Here is a 16375-nt window from a genome sequence, read left to right as displayed (position 1 = left end):
TCTGTAATTTTTTTATTTAAGATTTAAAAGTGCTGCTGCGTCTAATTGCGTAATTTCAGTCACTTCCTTACTGAATATTGCAACAGAAGCCCTATAATCTAAACTAGGCCTTACATCTTCCATCACTGTATTACTTGCTAACTCTTGTCTATCCTTAAAAACCAACAAGTTTGGAGGATCATTTGGAGCTGATACTGTAATATGTACTGGTGGAATCATTAGTCCTTCACCTGTCGCTTTCAGCACCGCTTCTTTTCGAGTCCAATATGTTAAAAAACCTTCTATTTTCTGTTCATTTGACAGTTTCATAACTTGCGCTATTTCAATGTCTGTTAATACACCTTCTGCCATTTTCATAACATCTATACTTGGATTCATTTGTTCTACATCTATGCCAACAGGTGCAGATTTTGTAAATGCAACGACAACCCACTCACCTGAATGCGAAACGGATAATTGCGGCATACCTTCTGGTAATTGTGGTCTTCCATGCTGCAATTTACATACTGAGCACATTCGATCAATTGGTACTTGGACTGGTGACATAGAAAGTATCTTGCCGAGAACTAATCTACTTATTACGCAACCTATTATAAAACGAGCTCGATCTGCCGAATGATGATACGAATTTGCTTTCTCTCGCTCTATATCATTTAGTAAATTGTAATGCCATGATTGTAAATCCGAAATTCTTGCCCACCATATTTGACAATCATTCTCATTCAAAGTTGGAATAGAATCTACAACTTTACTTTCTATCATGTAAACTCTCCTTTATTCAACGAATATCAATTTTCATAAAAAAGCATACGTATATTGTTATTCATTGACAAGTACTTTCTCTTTTTCTGATACAGATAATGTTTTTTCTTTCTTCTTTGACATTACCTCTTTATCGGAAATACGTAAAGAAAATAGTAGTGCTATGAGCAAAAATATTGCTGACCCAATTAATGCTGCTTGATATGGTAAAAAATCGGATTGAACGTTATTACCTCCAAAACCAGCTAGTATACTAGCTAAAACCGCTACTCCTATTGCTGAACCTAGTCGATTTTGCACATTGAATATAGTAGTCGCTCTCCCCATAGAAGGCGGCGTGATATTGTTAAAGGCAGAAAATTGAACCGCACCGACAGATTGACCTAAGAAAATACCGATACCAAACAATAATGCCCGGATTTGCCACGGATTCGTATCGTGATTTACAAAACTTAATAAAACAAAGATAACCGCGGTACAAATTAATCCAATAGAAATTACCTTTCGAGCTCCTAATTTCTTATATGACCATGGTACAATTTGTGAAGAAATCATTAATCCAATCGCCTCTGGAAATGTCGTAAGTCCTGATTCCAGTGCAGAAACTCCTATCACATTTTGATACATAAGAGGAAAAACAAATAACATTCCTAATAAACCAGCTGATGAAAATAATGATATAAGGCTCATCTTTCTAAAGACTGGTTCTTTTAATAAGCGTAAATCTAACATCGGTTGCTTTACTTTCAGTTCTACAATTATAAACAATGTAATGAATACAACCCCAGCTATCCCAGTACTCATAATTTCTGGAGAAATCCACCCTTTTGATGGTCCCTGGCTGAGTGCATATATGAGCATCGCAAATCCTGGTGCTGATAAAATAAAGCCGAGCGAATCAAAGCGACCAGCTGATTTTTCAACATGTTCTGCTAAAAATAGAAGTCCAAATAGCAATGCAACGATTCCAAACGGTAGATTAATATAAAATGCCCAACGCCAAGACATTTGATCTACAAAGAAACCACCGATGATAGGACCAATTGCTGGTGCTACAGCAATTGGAAGTATAATGAACCGGGAAATCTTCGGTCTTTCCTCTGGTGAAAATGTTCGAAATAACATCGCCATTCCAACCGGTGTTAAAAGCCCTCCGCCAGCACCTTGAATAATACGGAAAATATTCAATGAAGTAATATCGTTAGCCATTCCGCATAAAGCAGATGCAATTGTAAATACGAAAAGAGCAATTAAAAACACTCTTTTCGTACCAAAACGATCTCCTAACCAACCAGAAATCGGAAGGAAAACAGCTAAACTAACTAAATACCCAACATTAACCGTCCCCATTGCAGATGGAGGTACTTGTAGTTCTCTACTTATCGTTTGCAGTGCTACATTTACAATCGTTGCGTCCATCGCAGCCATAAACATCGCAGTTATATAAACGATACTTACAACTACTTTTGGATTTAGTTTTTCTTTCATTATCGTTTTCCTACTAATGTTTTTTCGCGAACTTGATTACCTTGTGGATTCAAATCTTTCCAGTTATATTCAACATATTCTAAGCAACTCTGCCTACTAGCTTCTTCATATACGACATTCCAGCCAATAGGTACATCGAGAAAAGCAGGCCAGAGAGAATACTGGCCCTCCTCATTTATTAATACTTTATATGTGTAATTATCATTTTCAAATGGATTCGTCATACTCTACTTACCCCTTTCTTATTCTGCAAATATTTCGCTAATACTTGTCCAATTTCCGTAAGTGGACCTGGCTGACATAGATCTTTATGTCTACAATCAATATCGTGCTGCACAATTTGCCCATCTAAATAATTTAGCCACGTATTTGGAGAAATAGGATCAAACCAGTCTGGTATAACAGTAGATCTAAAGAATAAGATATCTCCGTTATAAACTTTCGGTACATATTTCCCTAACAACCCTACTGAATTTACATATGTTTCTTTCAAGTTCAATATAGTCTCTTCTTCAAGACTTGCTAATGCACTTCCATCTTTACGAAGGATTTCAACTGCACTTTCCATTGTAAGTGGTTTACCATCCATGTTATCTGGGTCATATCCGCCTAAAGCAAGTAATGCGATTAACGCTTCCTCTTCAGTAGGCGCTTCCGTATTCGGTAAGAAGTGTCCAGGATAAGAGTCAAGCATAACGAGTAATTCTACTTCTTCCCCTTCATTTTGTAATTGCGCCGCCATTGCATGCACAACATTTCCTCCAAGCGACCAACCTAGTAAACGATATGGTCCATAAGGCTGTACTTCACGAACATGTTTCAAGTAATCCGCCGCCATCTCCTCTAAACTTTTTGGAAGTTCTTCATTTTTAGCAATACCTCGTGCTTGTACACCATAGATTGGATAATCTGTTCCTAAAGATTTCATAAGTCCTGCATAGCACCAACTTAATCCACCAGCTGGATGTACACAAAATAGTGGTAATTGATCGCCACTTGCTCGTAAAGGAAGCAACACATCAAGTGCACTTTGACCATTCCCCATCTCAAGTCTTTCAGCTAACCCTGCAACAGTCGGTGCTGCAAATAAAGTGCCAATATTTAGTTCCACTCCAAGCGCCTCTTTCATGCGGCTCATAAGTTGCACTGCAAGGAGTGAATGGCCACCAAGATCAAAGAATCCGTCATCAATTCCAATTTGAGGTACACTTAGCACTTCTGTAAACAAGTCACATAACATTTCTTCTTGCGGTGTTCTTGGACCACGACTAGAAGATGATGCGATAAATTCTGGAGCTGGCAATGCCTTTCTATCTAATTTACCGTTTGGAGTTAAAGGTAACTCATTTACTACTACAAAAGCGTATGGAACCATATAATCTGGTAAACTACCACTAGCAAACTGACGCATTTCATTCGTATCAATCGCTTCATTATTTGATGCAACGATATAAGAAACTAACCGTTTATCCCCTGGTTGATCTTCACGTACAATAACGGCTACTTGCTCAACTTTAGGGTGCTTCATTATGACTGCTTCTATTTCTCCTAATTCAATTCGGAATCCACGAATTTTGATTTGATGATCTGCACGTCCTATATAATCTAGCGTCCCATCTTTACGCCAGCGAGCTAAGTCTCCTGTACGATACATTCTTGTACCTGGCTTGCCAAATGGATCTGCGATAAAGCGTTCAGCCGTTAATCCTGCTCTTCCTAAATATCCACGCGCAAGCCCTGCACCTGCAACATACATTTCTCCAACTACTCCAGGTGGCACTGGTTGTAAATAGTTATCTAACACATACACTTTAAGGTCAGGTATACTGCACCCAATTAAACTATTTGCTCGTAAAGAGACGATAGTTTCATCTAATTCAATATAACTAACATGTACTGTCGTCTCCGTAATACCGTACATATTAATAAGCTTTAGTGCTTTATGAGGATGTCGACTATACCACTCTTCTAAGCGACTTAGCTCAAGTGCTTCTCCTCCAAAAACAACATATCGTAAAGATAATTTTTGGCCAATCTCTTCATTTTCACGATCTGCTTGCATCAATTGATAGAACGCTGATGGAGTTTGGTTTAAAATCGTAACCTTTTCTTTAACAAGAAGCTGTAAAAATTCTTTCGGTGAGCGACTTACAGTATGTGGCACTACAACTAAACGCCCTCCGTATAATAAAGGTCCCCAAATTTCCCAAACCGAGAAATCAAAAGCATATGAATGGAACATCGTCCAAACATCGTTTTCGTCAAACTGGAACCAATGATCAGTTGCTCCTAAAAGTCTTACTACATTTTGATGAGGTATCATAACGCCTTTCGGTCTACCCGTTGACCCTGACGTATAAATAACGTAAGCAATATGTGATGGAGATAATGGCTTAATACGTTCCACTTCATCAATATTGTCTTCACTATATTTCTCAACTTCTGCTATTACTTTTACATTATCAATTAAAACTTTTAGTGCCTCATTACATTCAATTTCCACTTCTGAATTCGTTAAAACACATGATGGTTTCGCATCGTGTAGCATAAATGAAATACGGTCTGCTGGGTAATCTGGATCTAACGGAAGGTATCCAGCACCAGCTTTAAGAACAGCTAATAAGCTTATAACCATGTTTAATGATCTTGGCATCGCTAAAGCAACGAGTTGATCAGGACCAATCCCTTTTGCTATTAGGAATCGAGCTATTTTATTTGCTTTTCTATTTAACTCTTCATAAGTTAATTTCTTATCTTCAAAGACAACAGCAATAGAATTTGGATTTATATGAGCCTGCTTTTCAAATAATTGTGGCAATGTCATTTCTGGTGCAATTTGAAAACCACCATTCCACTTTTCTAACACTGTATTTTTCTCTGCTACAGTTAATATTTCTAATCTGCCAATGGATCGATCCGGATGTTTCGCTGCATCATCTAATAACAAAATGAATCGTTCTATTAGTTTTTGAACCGTTTCACGTTTATATAAATCGGTACTAAACTCTAGTAATCCATGTAAACCGTTCGGAGTACCGTCACCCCCGTTACTCTCACTAATTTCAAATGTTAAGTCAAATTTTGCAGAACCGACGCTTTGAATTTCAAGGTTCGCTTCTATATCCGGGGCATCAAAGATTGCTTCTGGCGTATTTTGGAAAGCTAACATAACTTGAAATAGCGGATGACTATTTCGAGTACGCACTGGGTTTAACACTTCAACGAGTCGTTCAAATGGAACATCTTGATTTTCATAAGCTGCAAGATTTGTCTGCTTTACTCTATTCAATAATTCTTTAAAACTTGGATCTCCTGATGTATTTGTACGTAACACTAATGTATTTACAAATAAGCCGACTATGTCAGAGAGTACATCATCATTTCTTCCAGCAATCGGACTTCCAATTGGTATATCAGTGCCTGCACCTAATCTTGTAAATAGTGCACTAAGCCCTGCTTGCAATACCATAAACAAACTAGCTCCATTTTCACGTGCAAGCTCTACTAACCTACTATGCATTTCTTCATCTATATGAAAATGAATTGTTTCCCCGCGGTAACTCGTCTCAATTGGACGCTGGAAATCTGTAGGTAACTCCATTTGGTCTGGTAAACCTTTAAGTTCTTCTTTCCAAAAATCTAATTGTGTTGAAATAAGACTCTCTGGTGTCGTTTCATCACCTAGCAATTGCTGTTGCCAAAGTGCATAATCTGCGTATTGAACGGGAAGTGACTCCAGCTGAATTCTTTCACCTTGACATCGCGCTTTATACGCCGCTGTAAAATCTCTCGTTAACGGCTGTAATGACCAGCCATCACCTACAATATGATGTAATAGAATTAATAATACATGTTTGTTTTCACTCACTGTAAAAAGTTGCAAACGAACTGCCGGCTCAAAATCGAGGTTAAAGCTATATCTTACCGCCTCTGAAAGTACACTTTCTAATTCATCTTTACATGTATTAGTTATAACCATTTGTAGATTTAAGTTTTCCATATCTAAAATTTTCTGATAGGAACTACCTAATACGTTAGGGAAAATTGTTCTAAGTGTTTCATGTTTCTCAACTACATCATAAAAAGCACCTTGTAATGCTTCTCGATTCAATATTCCATTCATACGAATGACTAGCGGAATATTATAAGTAGGACTTGGACCTTCTAAACAATTTAAGAACCATAACCTGCGCTGTGCAAATGAAAGTGGAACTTCATTTGGCCTACTTGCTTTCTGAATAGCTAGTCTTGCGCTTTTGGCATGGTCTAATTGTTTCGCCAGTTCGGCAACAGTTGGTGATTCAAATAGTTTCCCGATTCCTAATTCCACACTTAACGTTTCACGAATTCTTGCCATTAAACGAGATGCTAGAAGGGAATGTCCACCCATTTCAAAGAAATTATCATCAATGCTAATTCGAGAAACACCGAGTACTTCTGCAAATAAATCACATAATATTTCTTCTTTCGGATTTCTAGCAACCCTCTCATTGTTCATTCCATTAAAATCAGGAGCAGGTAATTTCTTTCTATCCACCTTACCATTTGGCGTTAATGGTAATTCTTCTAGCACAACAAATGCTGATGGTATCATATAATTCGCTAAACTTTCTGAAACATAAGAACGAATTTGTGAAAGATTAATCAGTTCCTTTTCTTCTGCAACGATATACGCAATGATGCGCTTATCATTTGGGCGATCTTCTCGTACCATTACAACCGCTTGTTGAATATTTTCATGTCGTTGTAATACCATTTCAATTTCAGCTAATTCAATTCGGAATCCACGGATTTTAATTTGATGATCTGCACGACTAATGTACTCTAACACACCTTCACTATGCCATTTCACGAGATCTCCAGTACGGTACATGCGCTTCCCTGATTCTCCATAAGGATTTGCAACAAATCGTTCAGCTGTTAACTCAGGTTTTCCTAAATATCCGCTTGCAAGTCCTTCCCCTGCAATATATAATTCCCCAATAACTCCAGGTGGAACTGGTTGTAACCCTGCATCCAATACATACACTTCTGTATTGCAAATTGGCTTTCCAATAGGAGGTATACCCTTTTCACCTTCATCAATGTTCATGAAAGTAGACCAAATCGTCGTTTCAGTTGGTCCATATAAATTGGTTATTGAGCAACCTAATTCTTTTAATTTATTTGCTAAATGTGCTGGAAGAGCTTCACCACCAACAAGTATGTTTAGCCCTTGTAGCTTCTCTGGGTAATCAGTTACTAACGCCTGCCAAAGCGTCGGTGTAGCCTGCATAATGGTCACTCTTTCTTCATGTAAAAGTGTCGTTAATGCAGAAGGCTCTTGTATGTCTTCTTTTTGTGCAATTGTTAAACTTGCACCACTAATAAGAGGTAAATAAATTTCTAGTGCAGAAATATCAAATGCAAACGTTGTAACTGCTAATAAATGATCATTTTCATGTAATGAAAATTTTTGTTGCATAGCCATTAAAAAGTTACTTAAACCTCTCATAGGAACAATTACACCTTTTGGGTTTCCTGTTGAGCCTGAAGTATATATTGTATAGGCTGGGTTTAAAAGTGATACTTCATTCTTACATGCTATATTCATACGAGAATATGTATGTAACGCTAGTTTCGTTTCTTCTTCATCTAATACAATTTTTTTCATATCATTTTCTATAACTAACTTAGATGAAACAGATGAATGTGTTATGATACAAACTGGTTTTGCATCATTTACTATATAATTAACTCTTTCTGCTGGGTATTCTGGATCTATTGGTAAATACGCTGCACCAGCCTTTAAGACTGCTAGCATACTAACCACTATTTCTATTGATCTAGGGAATACTAAAGCTACAAACTGGTTTGGTCGTATTCCTTCTTCTACTAAATAATGTGCTAGTTCATTTGCTCGTTCATTTAGCTCTTTATACGTAAGGTTTACACCGTCACAAGTAATCGCTAGTTTATCAGGATTTTTTTGCACTTGTTTTTCAAATGATATAGGTAGACTGATTAACTCATCGTCTTCCTTCGTTTCATTCCATTCCAATAAAACTTTATGATTTTCTTCAGGCAGAGTAATGTTTATTTTTCCAATCGACTCGTTTTTTTCATAATTATTTACTACTAATTCAAATAGATTCATAAATCTTTCTTTATGCAATGCTAGCTCCGCGCCATTATATACTTCGGGATTTGCATCAAAATGAATCATTAGCTCATTTTGATCAAAACGTTTATATACATTTATTGATAAATCATCGACAGGTCCTGCTGATAAGTTATGCGTAATACCACGATTTCCAGCAAAATTTAGCCCGTAATCAAAAGGCATTACATTCACTAACGGTCCAAACAACCTTTGATTTTCACCTAGTAACTTTAAGTCTCTTCTTAATTCCTCATGACGGTATTTATAATGGCGACGTACATCTCGGATTTCTTTAGAAACTTGCTGCAATAATTCCGCAAAAGTTATATTTGGAGTTACTGTAATACGAAGTGGAACTAAATTCATTACCATACTTGGTGTATGAATAGATACAGAACCTAGACGTCCCATCATCGGTAAACCTAAAACAATATCATTTTCACCTGTTAACTTATGCATATAAATACTTGTTACAGCGACAATGAATTCCGGCCAACTTGTTAACGAAATATTGATATCTTCTAGTAAGGTTTTCGTGCTAGAACTAGATAAATAAGCTGTTTCTCGTGAAAATCCATTTGATGTTCTCGGTGCTCGTTCTGCCAAACTTACAACTTCTGGTTCATCTGCATACTTTTCTAACCAAAAAGTACGATCTTCCTGAAATTGTTTAGACTCACGATACTCAATATCTTCTTGCACGACTTTTGCAAGAGAACCAAATGGCTTTTCATTCTTGTTGGTTTCTTCTATAAGTGATGTATACTCATTTGCTACTTTTTGGCTAAGAAGTGAAAATCCATAGCCATCCATCACAATGTGATGGATGCGCTGATACCAAAAGAAACGATTATTTTCGACTTGAATAAGTGCTTCAGTAAATAAAGTATCTTTTTTCAAATTGACTGGCATAGATAAATCATTTTTCATCCATACTTTAGCAGCTTCTTCAGGATTTTCTTCTTTACGAACGTCAATAAAATGCATATGAAACTGTGATTCTTCAATAACTTGCCATGGGCCAATTTCATCCTCTTCGAAGCGAACATGAAGTGCTTCTGCTTCCATTACAACTTTACGTACAGCTAATTCAAAAATGTCTTGATGAATATTTCCGTTTATTTCTACATATTCCCCAGTATTATAAATTGGATTAAGCGGATCTAATTGTTGCGCAAACCACATACCAGACTGCGCAGATGATAACGAATGACGAATCTTTTGACTGTTAGGCATTCTTTACTACCCCTTTATTATGTAGTCTATTTGTTACAGCACCTGTGCTGTTTGTGAAGATAGTAAACTGTACCAACCTGCAACAGTTGGACGTTCTGCTAAATCTGCAAAAGTGATTTCTTTCCCTTCACGACGCCACTTTTCTACTAAACTCATAATTCTGACCGAATCAAGCCCTCTATTTAATAAGTCTTCATCAATATCAATACTCTCTACTGGCTCACGAAGTAGTTGTGCAACTAGTTCATGCACTTCCTGTATAGCGGTTCCTTCACTCTCATTACCTTTTACACTTTGTAAATCGTTTAACAGTAGGTTTGTTGATGTCGTTACTGCACATCTATTAGATGCATACTCCAATGCTTGTTTATGATGCTCTAGTGAAAAATCAGCAACTGCATCTGCTACAAAGAACGGCTCTATACCATCCATAAATGCTTCACAAGCTGTTAAAAGACAGCCAATATGCGCATAAATACCGCAAATAATCAGTTGATCTTTTCCTTGTTCATTTAAAATTTCTAATAGATTTGTCTTTTTAAATGCACTATATCTCCATTTTGTTAGGAATATATCATCCTCATCAGGAGTAAGTTCATCAACAATTTTCTTTTTATCTGGTCCAGCAGGAATACCGTCACCCCAAAAGTCTTGTAATAAACCTCGTTGTTCTAACGTTTGCCCACCAGGTTGTGCTGTATAAACAACTGGTATACCAAGTTCCTTACATTTTTCTCTTATCATTTTAATATTTGAAATAAGTTCTACTTTTGGTGATTCTTTATCGCTATATGCATCAAGAAAATATTCTTGCATGTCATGAATTAAAAGCACTGCACGTTTCGGATCTGGTGTCCAATTCACTTTATTTTTTGGTAGTTCTGATTCAATTGGCATTTTATATACTGAAATAGATGGGATAGCCATCTAATCACTTCCTTCCGGTTTTTATTATTGTTTTACTGTAATAAGTTTTTCAGCAATGACTTTACGTAGTTCCTTTTTGCTGACTTTTCCGACTCCTGTTTGCGGGAATGATTCAATAAATTCAATTCGATCTGGAATTTTATAAGCCGCTATACCACGTTCTCTTAAAAACATTTTTAATTCACTTACTGCCGGAACTTGTCCGCGAGCTATAACAAAAGCACAGGTGCGTTCACCTAAATAATCGTCAGGCATAGATACAATTGCTACATCATGAACCGCATCGTGTGCTAATAGATGATTTTCAACTTCTTCCGCAGCAACTTTCTCACCACCACGGTTAATTTGATCTTTATCTCTTCCTTCTACAATGATGTATCCTTGTTCATTTACTTTTACAAGATCACCTGTGCGATAAAACCCATCCTTTGTAAATGATCGGGCATTATGCTCTTCGGCTTTATAGTAACCACGAATTGTATATGGACCTCGTGTTAATAAACTACCTACTTCGCCAGGTTTTACATCGTTGTCATTTTCATCAACAACTCGTACTTCATCGAGTGCAGACATTGGTCTACCTTGTGTATGAATAATAATTTCTTCCGGATCGTCTAATCTTGTATAGTTCACTAATCCTTCCGCCATACCGAATACTTGCTGTAACGTACATCCAAATGTAGGGCGTATACGTTTTGCAACCTCAGCACTAAACTTAGCACCACCTACTTGAATAACCTCTAGACTCGATAAATCAGCATTACGAGAAGATGCAGCGTCAAGCCATATCATTGCTAATGGCGGTACGAGAGCAGTAATTGTAACTTTTTCTTTTTCGATAAGTGCAAATGCCTCATCCGGACTACCCCCAGTTGCCAGCACAACTTTTCCACCTGCATAGAAAGTTCCAAATGTTCCAGGAGAGCTCATCGGGTAATTATGTGCTACTGGAAGAACGGCCATATAGACACTCTCTGCACTTAAATTACAAATTTCAGCGCTAACACGTAAACTATAAATATAATCATCATGCGTTCGAGGAATTAATTTAGAAAGTCCTGTTGTCCCTCCTGATAATTGGAGAAACGCAACATCACTTGGCTGAACTTCTGGTAATGAGACGGGATCCATATACAGATCATTTATGTTCACAAATTCTTCTTCTTCTCCCACTACAATGACTTGTTGTAAATTTGGCACTTTCTCTTTCACTTCTCTTGCTAGTTTTCGATAATCAAAACCGAGAGCCTTATCTGAAATAACGTAAGCGCTCGCCTCGCCAAACTCACAAAAATAACTAATTTCACTGCTTCGATGTGAAGGTAGTGCAAAGACAGGAAGCGCTCCAATTCTAAATAGTGCAAAACATATTTCGAAAAACTCGATAATGTTAGGTAACTGGATTACAACTCTGTCCTCTTTCTTTATTCCTAAATTCAGTAAACCTGCTGCTAAACGATCTACCTTTTTATTAAGTTCACTGTACGTTATATGCGTCTTACCGCTTACAACCGCGATTTGATTTCCATATTTCTCAGCTCGCTCTCTTAACACTCCTCCAAATGTTTCACCAAGCCAACATCCTGCTTCTCGGTAACGATCGGCAAATTCTTTTGGCCATTCTGTATAACCTACTAGCATTCTTTCTTCCCCCTATTTTTCATTAAGTGAACTATCTCTTAACCCTAAAGCTTTTAGCATTGTTTGGAACTTAGCTGATGTTTCTGCTAACTCATCTTCTGGTTTTGACTCAGCAACAACTCCAGCTCCTGCATATAAACGAAGTGTATTTTCTTGTACTTCAGCACAACGAATTGTAACAATCCATTCTCCATCTCCATTTAAATCGCTCCATCCTAGCATTCCTGTAAAGAACTCGCGGTCAAATGGCTCAATATGCTGTATAGCCTCTCTTGCTTTTTCCATCGGAGTTCCGCAAACTGCTGGCGTAGGATGAAGGGCAATTGCTAATTGTAAAGAAGAAGTATTTGGATCCTTAAGTTCACCTTTCACTTCTGTAGACAAATGCCACATCGCTTCACTATGAATAACTGATGGCTTTTCTGGAACATGTAATGTATGACAATACGGACGAAGTGCAGCGGCAACCGCTTCCACTACTACCGCATGTTCATGTAAATCTTTTGGAGAAGAAAGTAATTCCTCTGCTCTTCTTTTATCTTCTACTGGGTCCTCACTACGTGGCCTTGAACCAGCTAACGGGTTAGAAATAACTTGCATACCATTACGTGAAATAAGTAATTCAGGGCTTGCTCCAATTAGCGTCTTACTGTTCTCCTTTTCATCTTTCGGTAAATTCACAGCAAATGTATAACCATGCTTATTATGCTCTGCTAATTCTCGCAGAAGTTTTTGCTTATCAATCTTTTCGGAAGATTTAACATCTAACGATCTGGATAGAACGATTTTCTTTAAATCACCGTCCTGTATTTTTTCAATTCCTTGCTTCACACCATTCATATAAACTTCAGGGTCTGGCATTGGCGTCATTTCAAATGTTGCGTTCTCATTTGTTTCAAGCTGATTTGTTGTATCCAATTGTAACCGCTCAGAAATTCTGCTATATTCTGGTACGATGAGTTGGACTTCTTTTCTACGATCAAATGGCAAAGCACCCACAACGATAGGATTTGGATTTCCAGCTTGTTTCGCATTACTTAATGTCGTTTGCACAAGCTCTGGGAAACTTTCAATTTCACGATGCTTTACTGTAGTAAACTCTCCTTCTGTTAATATCGTTCGAGTTGGTGAAGCGAAAAAGAATGAAGATTCAGTCTTATAATCATCTAAAAGTTTTTCTGACAATTCCTTTACAGCTATATGTTCATTCATAATATAATAACCTCCTGAATTTTTATTAAACTCCTAACGTAGCACCGCCATCGACACATAAATTGTGCATTGTAATATGACTCGCTCTATCTGAGGCTAAAAATAACACTGCTTCAGCAACTTCTGAAGGTTGTGCAATTTTTTGTAATGGAATTCCGAGTCTATATGTATTTTGAGAACCAGCAATTATATTTTTAGCTCCATTCTCATCAGCCCATAGTAATCTTTGCATCTCAGTTTCAGTAGAACCTGGAGAAACTAAGTTGCAGCGTATATTGTATGCCGCAAGCTCTAGTCCTAAACATTTCATAAACATCGTCGTTGCGGCCTTTGACGCAGCATACGCAGCCATCTCCATTCTTGGCGTATTTGCCGCATTTGAACCGACTGTAACAATTGCCCCCGATTTTCTTAACATCATATTTTTACTTACCGCTCGGGACATATTGAAAACCCCTGTCGTATTTACAGAGAATGTTTTATTCCAATCTTCATCACTTAACGAATGAATTGGTCCCATACGTAAAACCCCTGCAACATTTATTAAAATATCTATTGGCGCTATTTCATTTGTAATATGATTTACCATGTCTTCAACAGCGGCGCTATCACTCACATCTAAACGAAACGTTTTCATACGTGTATTATTTAATTCATTTTGATTTAAGAGTACATTTAACCCCTCTTCATTTTGATCAACCGCAATAACTGTGGCTCCTCTTTCTAAAAACATTTTGGCAACGACACTGCCTATGCCTTGTGCTGCACCTGTTACTAAAACTGTTTTCCCATCAAATTCCCCTAAGTTCATTTTCTCTATCCTTTCACATAAACATTAATTTCATTAAGCAACACCGATGATATTGATTTTCATTATCAGTTGTGTTGTAAAAAATAATACACTTACTAAACTAATTGGTCAAGTGCGCATTACTTTAAAATCCATTTTATTGATAATGTTTTTCATTTACCATCTTACACCGAAATGATAATGTTTCTCAATAAACTTGTCAATCTTTTTTTATTTTTCAGATAAACCATTTTAATGCTTCTTAATAAAATCATATGTAAACGCATTAAAAGTACTTATATTATAAATAAAATTCAAAGTCCTCTTTTTAAAATTGAAGAAACTAAACTAGAGATACGTTCATTTACAATGCTTTATGAAAAACTCAAGTATATATTTTCTCAATATTTTTCTGAAAATATATCTTACAAATACTAATGAATGTCTTTTTTGTCATTTAAGATTTAATATATATTTCGAATACGATGTATCAATTTATTATATTCCACTCACTTTTACATCTATAAAAATCCCAAAAGTAATTTAACCTTGTTAAAATAACTCATAAAAAAGCATCCTAATTAATAGAATAGGATGCTTTTTCGTAATCATAGTGTTATAGAAGATTTGTATACTTATGCTATGCTACGCTACGCTGCGATACTCTTCTTCTTTTTCTTTTTTCTGTTTAGGTGCTTGAATTAAAATTGCGATAATGAATGACACGACACATAATACACCTATTACCATGAACGTTGGTTTGAATCCACCTAGAAGTGCACCGATAAAGGAACCTGCAAGCGCCCCAAATCCAAATCCTTGATACACAATTCCGTAGTTCTTACTATGGTTTTTCATACCGAAGAAATCACCAACAATAGCTGGGAAAATAGTGATATTTCCACCAAAGCAAAACGCTACACTTGCTACACATACGAAGTAAATACCATAATTTAAATCTACAAAACTTAGAACTAAGACTGAACTCGCCATAACAACAAAAGTACCAGTAACGATTTTTAAACGCCCAATTTTATCCGATAACGGTCCTAAAATGATACGACCTAATGTATTGAAGATTGCAACCATAGCCACCGCATTAGCTGCTGTTGCTGCGCTAAGTCCTACAAGTTGAACACCAATGTCTTTTACCATACCAATTAAGTATAAGCCACTCATACATGATGTAAATAACATGATAAATAATAAGTATACTTGTTTTGTGCCTAACATTTCTTTCGTTGTGTATTCCTTAGTTTTTGTTTCATGAACTGCTCCTTGATCTGCAGCTTGATGGATTAAACAAGCACCAATTACAATCATAGCTGTAACAATTAAACCCCAGTATATAAATGCTTGGGATACACCAACTGATTCAATCAACTGTGCGTTAACGTATTTAAAGATTAAGCTACCTGAACCATATGCAGAGACAGAAATACCAGCAATTAAACCTTTACGCTCTGGAAACCACTTTATTAAATTTGATAGTGAAGTGATATATGCTGTACCATCTGCATAACCTACAACAACTCCCGCTAGTACATAAAATAATATTAGTGAGGATGCTTGTGAACTAAGTATTAATCCTAGTCCTAATGCTAATCCAGCTATCATAATAAGTTTACGAAGTCCCCATTTTTCTTGCAATTTACTCGCAAATAAAGTTGAAAATGCTAAAGAAAGACTAGTAATTGAGAAAGTTATCGCAACAGCGTTAAGACTCCAACCATATTTACTAACTAAAGGCTGATTGAATAAACTCCATGTATATATCGTCCCAAGCCCCATCTGTACTATAACTGTGCCAAGGACAACAAGCCATGGATTAACAGTTGATTTTTTCATATCTTTCCGCCCCCTCTTTCTATTTCAATGCTATTCGCTAAATTTACTTTTTTTATGTTCATTTTGGTCACCTCTTTTGATTTGACACCTTCATTGTATAAGATGTTTTCATTTATGTAAGCACTTACAAGATAGAGCGTCAAAAACATGGAATCAGTTACAGAAAATGAAGGACGAAATACAAAAAAACTATTTATTAAAGAAACGGTTTTATTAAGTCAATTCAAAAGCCTGACTTTCTTTATACGCTTATAATTGTTTATTAAAATGTGACAATTTAACAAACAAATTCCATCATAATGAAAGCATTTTTAATACGTCTTGTTAAA

Annotated in this window: 9 protein-coding genes; all 9 read right to left on the bottom strand. The window is 36.5% G+C overall.

The window, feature by feature from the left end; genetic code table 11:
- Positions 1-12 precede the first annotated feature (12 nt).
- The gene (sfp, locus tag CGQ22_RS07775) at positions 13-762 is read right to left on the bottom strand and encodes a 4'-phosphopantetheinyl transferase Sfp (RefSeq protein WP_089148495.1); all 750 of its coding nucleotides are present in this window, start codon (positions 760-762) and stop codon (positions 13-15) included.
- A gap of 57 nt (positions 763-819) precedes the next feature.
- Positions 820-2250, bottom strand: a complete 1431-nt coding sequence (locus CGQ22_RS07770) for an MDR family MFS transporter (protein WP_089148494.1) — start codon at positions 2248-2250, stop codon at positions 820-822.
- Positions 2250-2474: an MbtH family protein gene (locus CGQ22_RS07765; protein ID WP_000184059.1), complete on the bottom strand. Its 225-nt coding sequence runs from the start codon at positions 2472-2474 to the stop codon at positions 2250-2252. The genes CGQ22_RS07770 and CGQ22_RS07765 overlap by 1 nt, the downstream gene beginning before the upstream one ends.
- Positions 2471-9628 (bottom strand): amino acid adenylation domain-containing protein, encoded by a 7158-nt coding sequence (locus tag CGQ22_RS07760; protein WP_089148493.1) that lies wholly within the window; start codon positions 9626-9628, stop codon positions 2471-2473. Before CGQ22_RS07760 ends, CGQ22_RS07765 begins: the two co-directional genes overlap by 4 nt.
- A 33-nt stretch (positions 9629-9661) precedes the next feature.
- Positions 9662-10555, bottom strand: a complete 894-nt coding sequence (locus tag CGQ22_RS07755) for an isochorismatase family protein (RefSeq protein WP_089148492.1) — start codon at positions 10553-10555, stop codon at positions 9662-9664.
- Positions 10556-10579: 24 nt separating this feature from the next.
- Positions 10580-12196: a (2,3-dihydroxybenzoyl)adenylate synthase gene (locus tag CGQ22_RS07750; protein WP_000960122.1), complete on the bottom strand. Its 1617-nt coding sequence runs from the start codon at positions 12194-12196 to the stop codon at positions 10580-10582.
- Between the two features lie 12 nt (positions 12197-12208).
- Entirely contained in the window at positions 12209-13408 is a 1200-nt protein-coding gene (gene dhbC / locus CGQ22_RS07745) for an isochorismate synthase DhbC (protein WP_001002065.1), read from the bottom strand.
- 25 nt (positions 13409-13433) lie between these two features.
- Entirely contained in the window at positions 13434-14219 is a 786-nt protein-coding gene (gene dhbA, locus CGQ22_RS07740; RefSeq protein ID WP_089148491.1) for a 2,3-dihydro-2,3-dihydroxybenzoate dehydrogenase, read from the bottom strand.
- 624 nt (positions 14220-14843) lie between these two features.
- Entirely contained in the window at positions 14844-16046 is a 1203-nt protein-coding gene (locus tag CGQ22_RS07730; RefSeq protein WP_000750121.1) for an L-lactate MFS transporter, read from the bottom strand.
- Positions 16047-16375 lie beyond the last annotated feature (329 nt).

This window comes from Bacillus sp. M13(2017), from assembly GCF_002218325.1.
GTDB classification, from domain to species: Bacteria; Bacillota; Bacilli; order Bacillales; family Bacillaceae_G; genus Bacillus_A; species Bacillus_A thuringiensis_K.
This window is presented reverse-complemented; position numbering and strand designations above follow the sequence as displayed.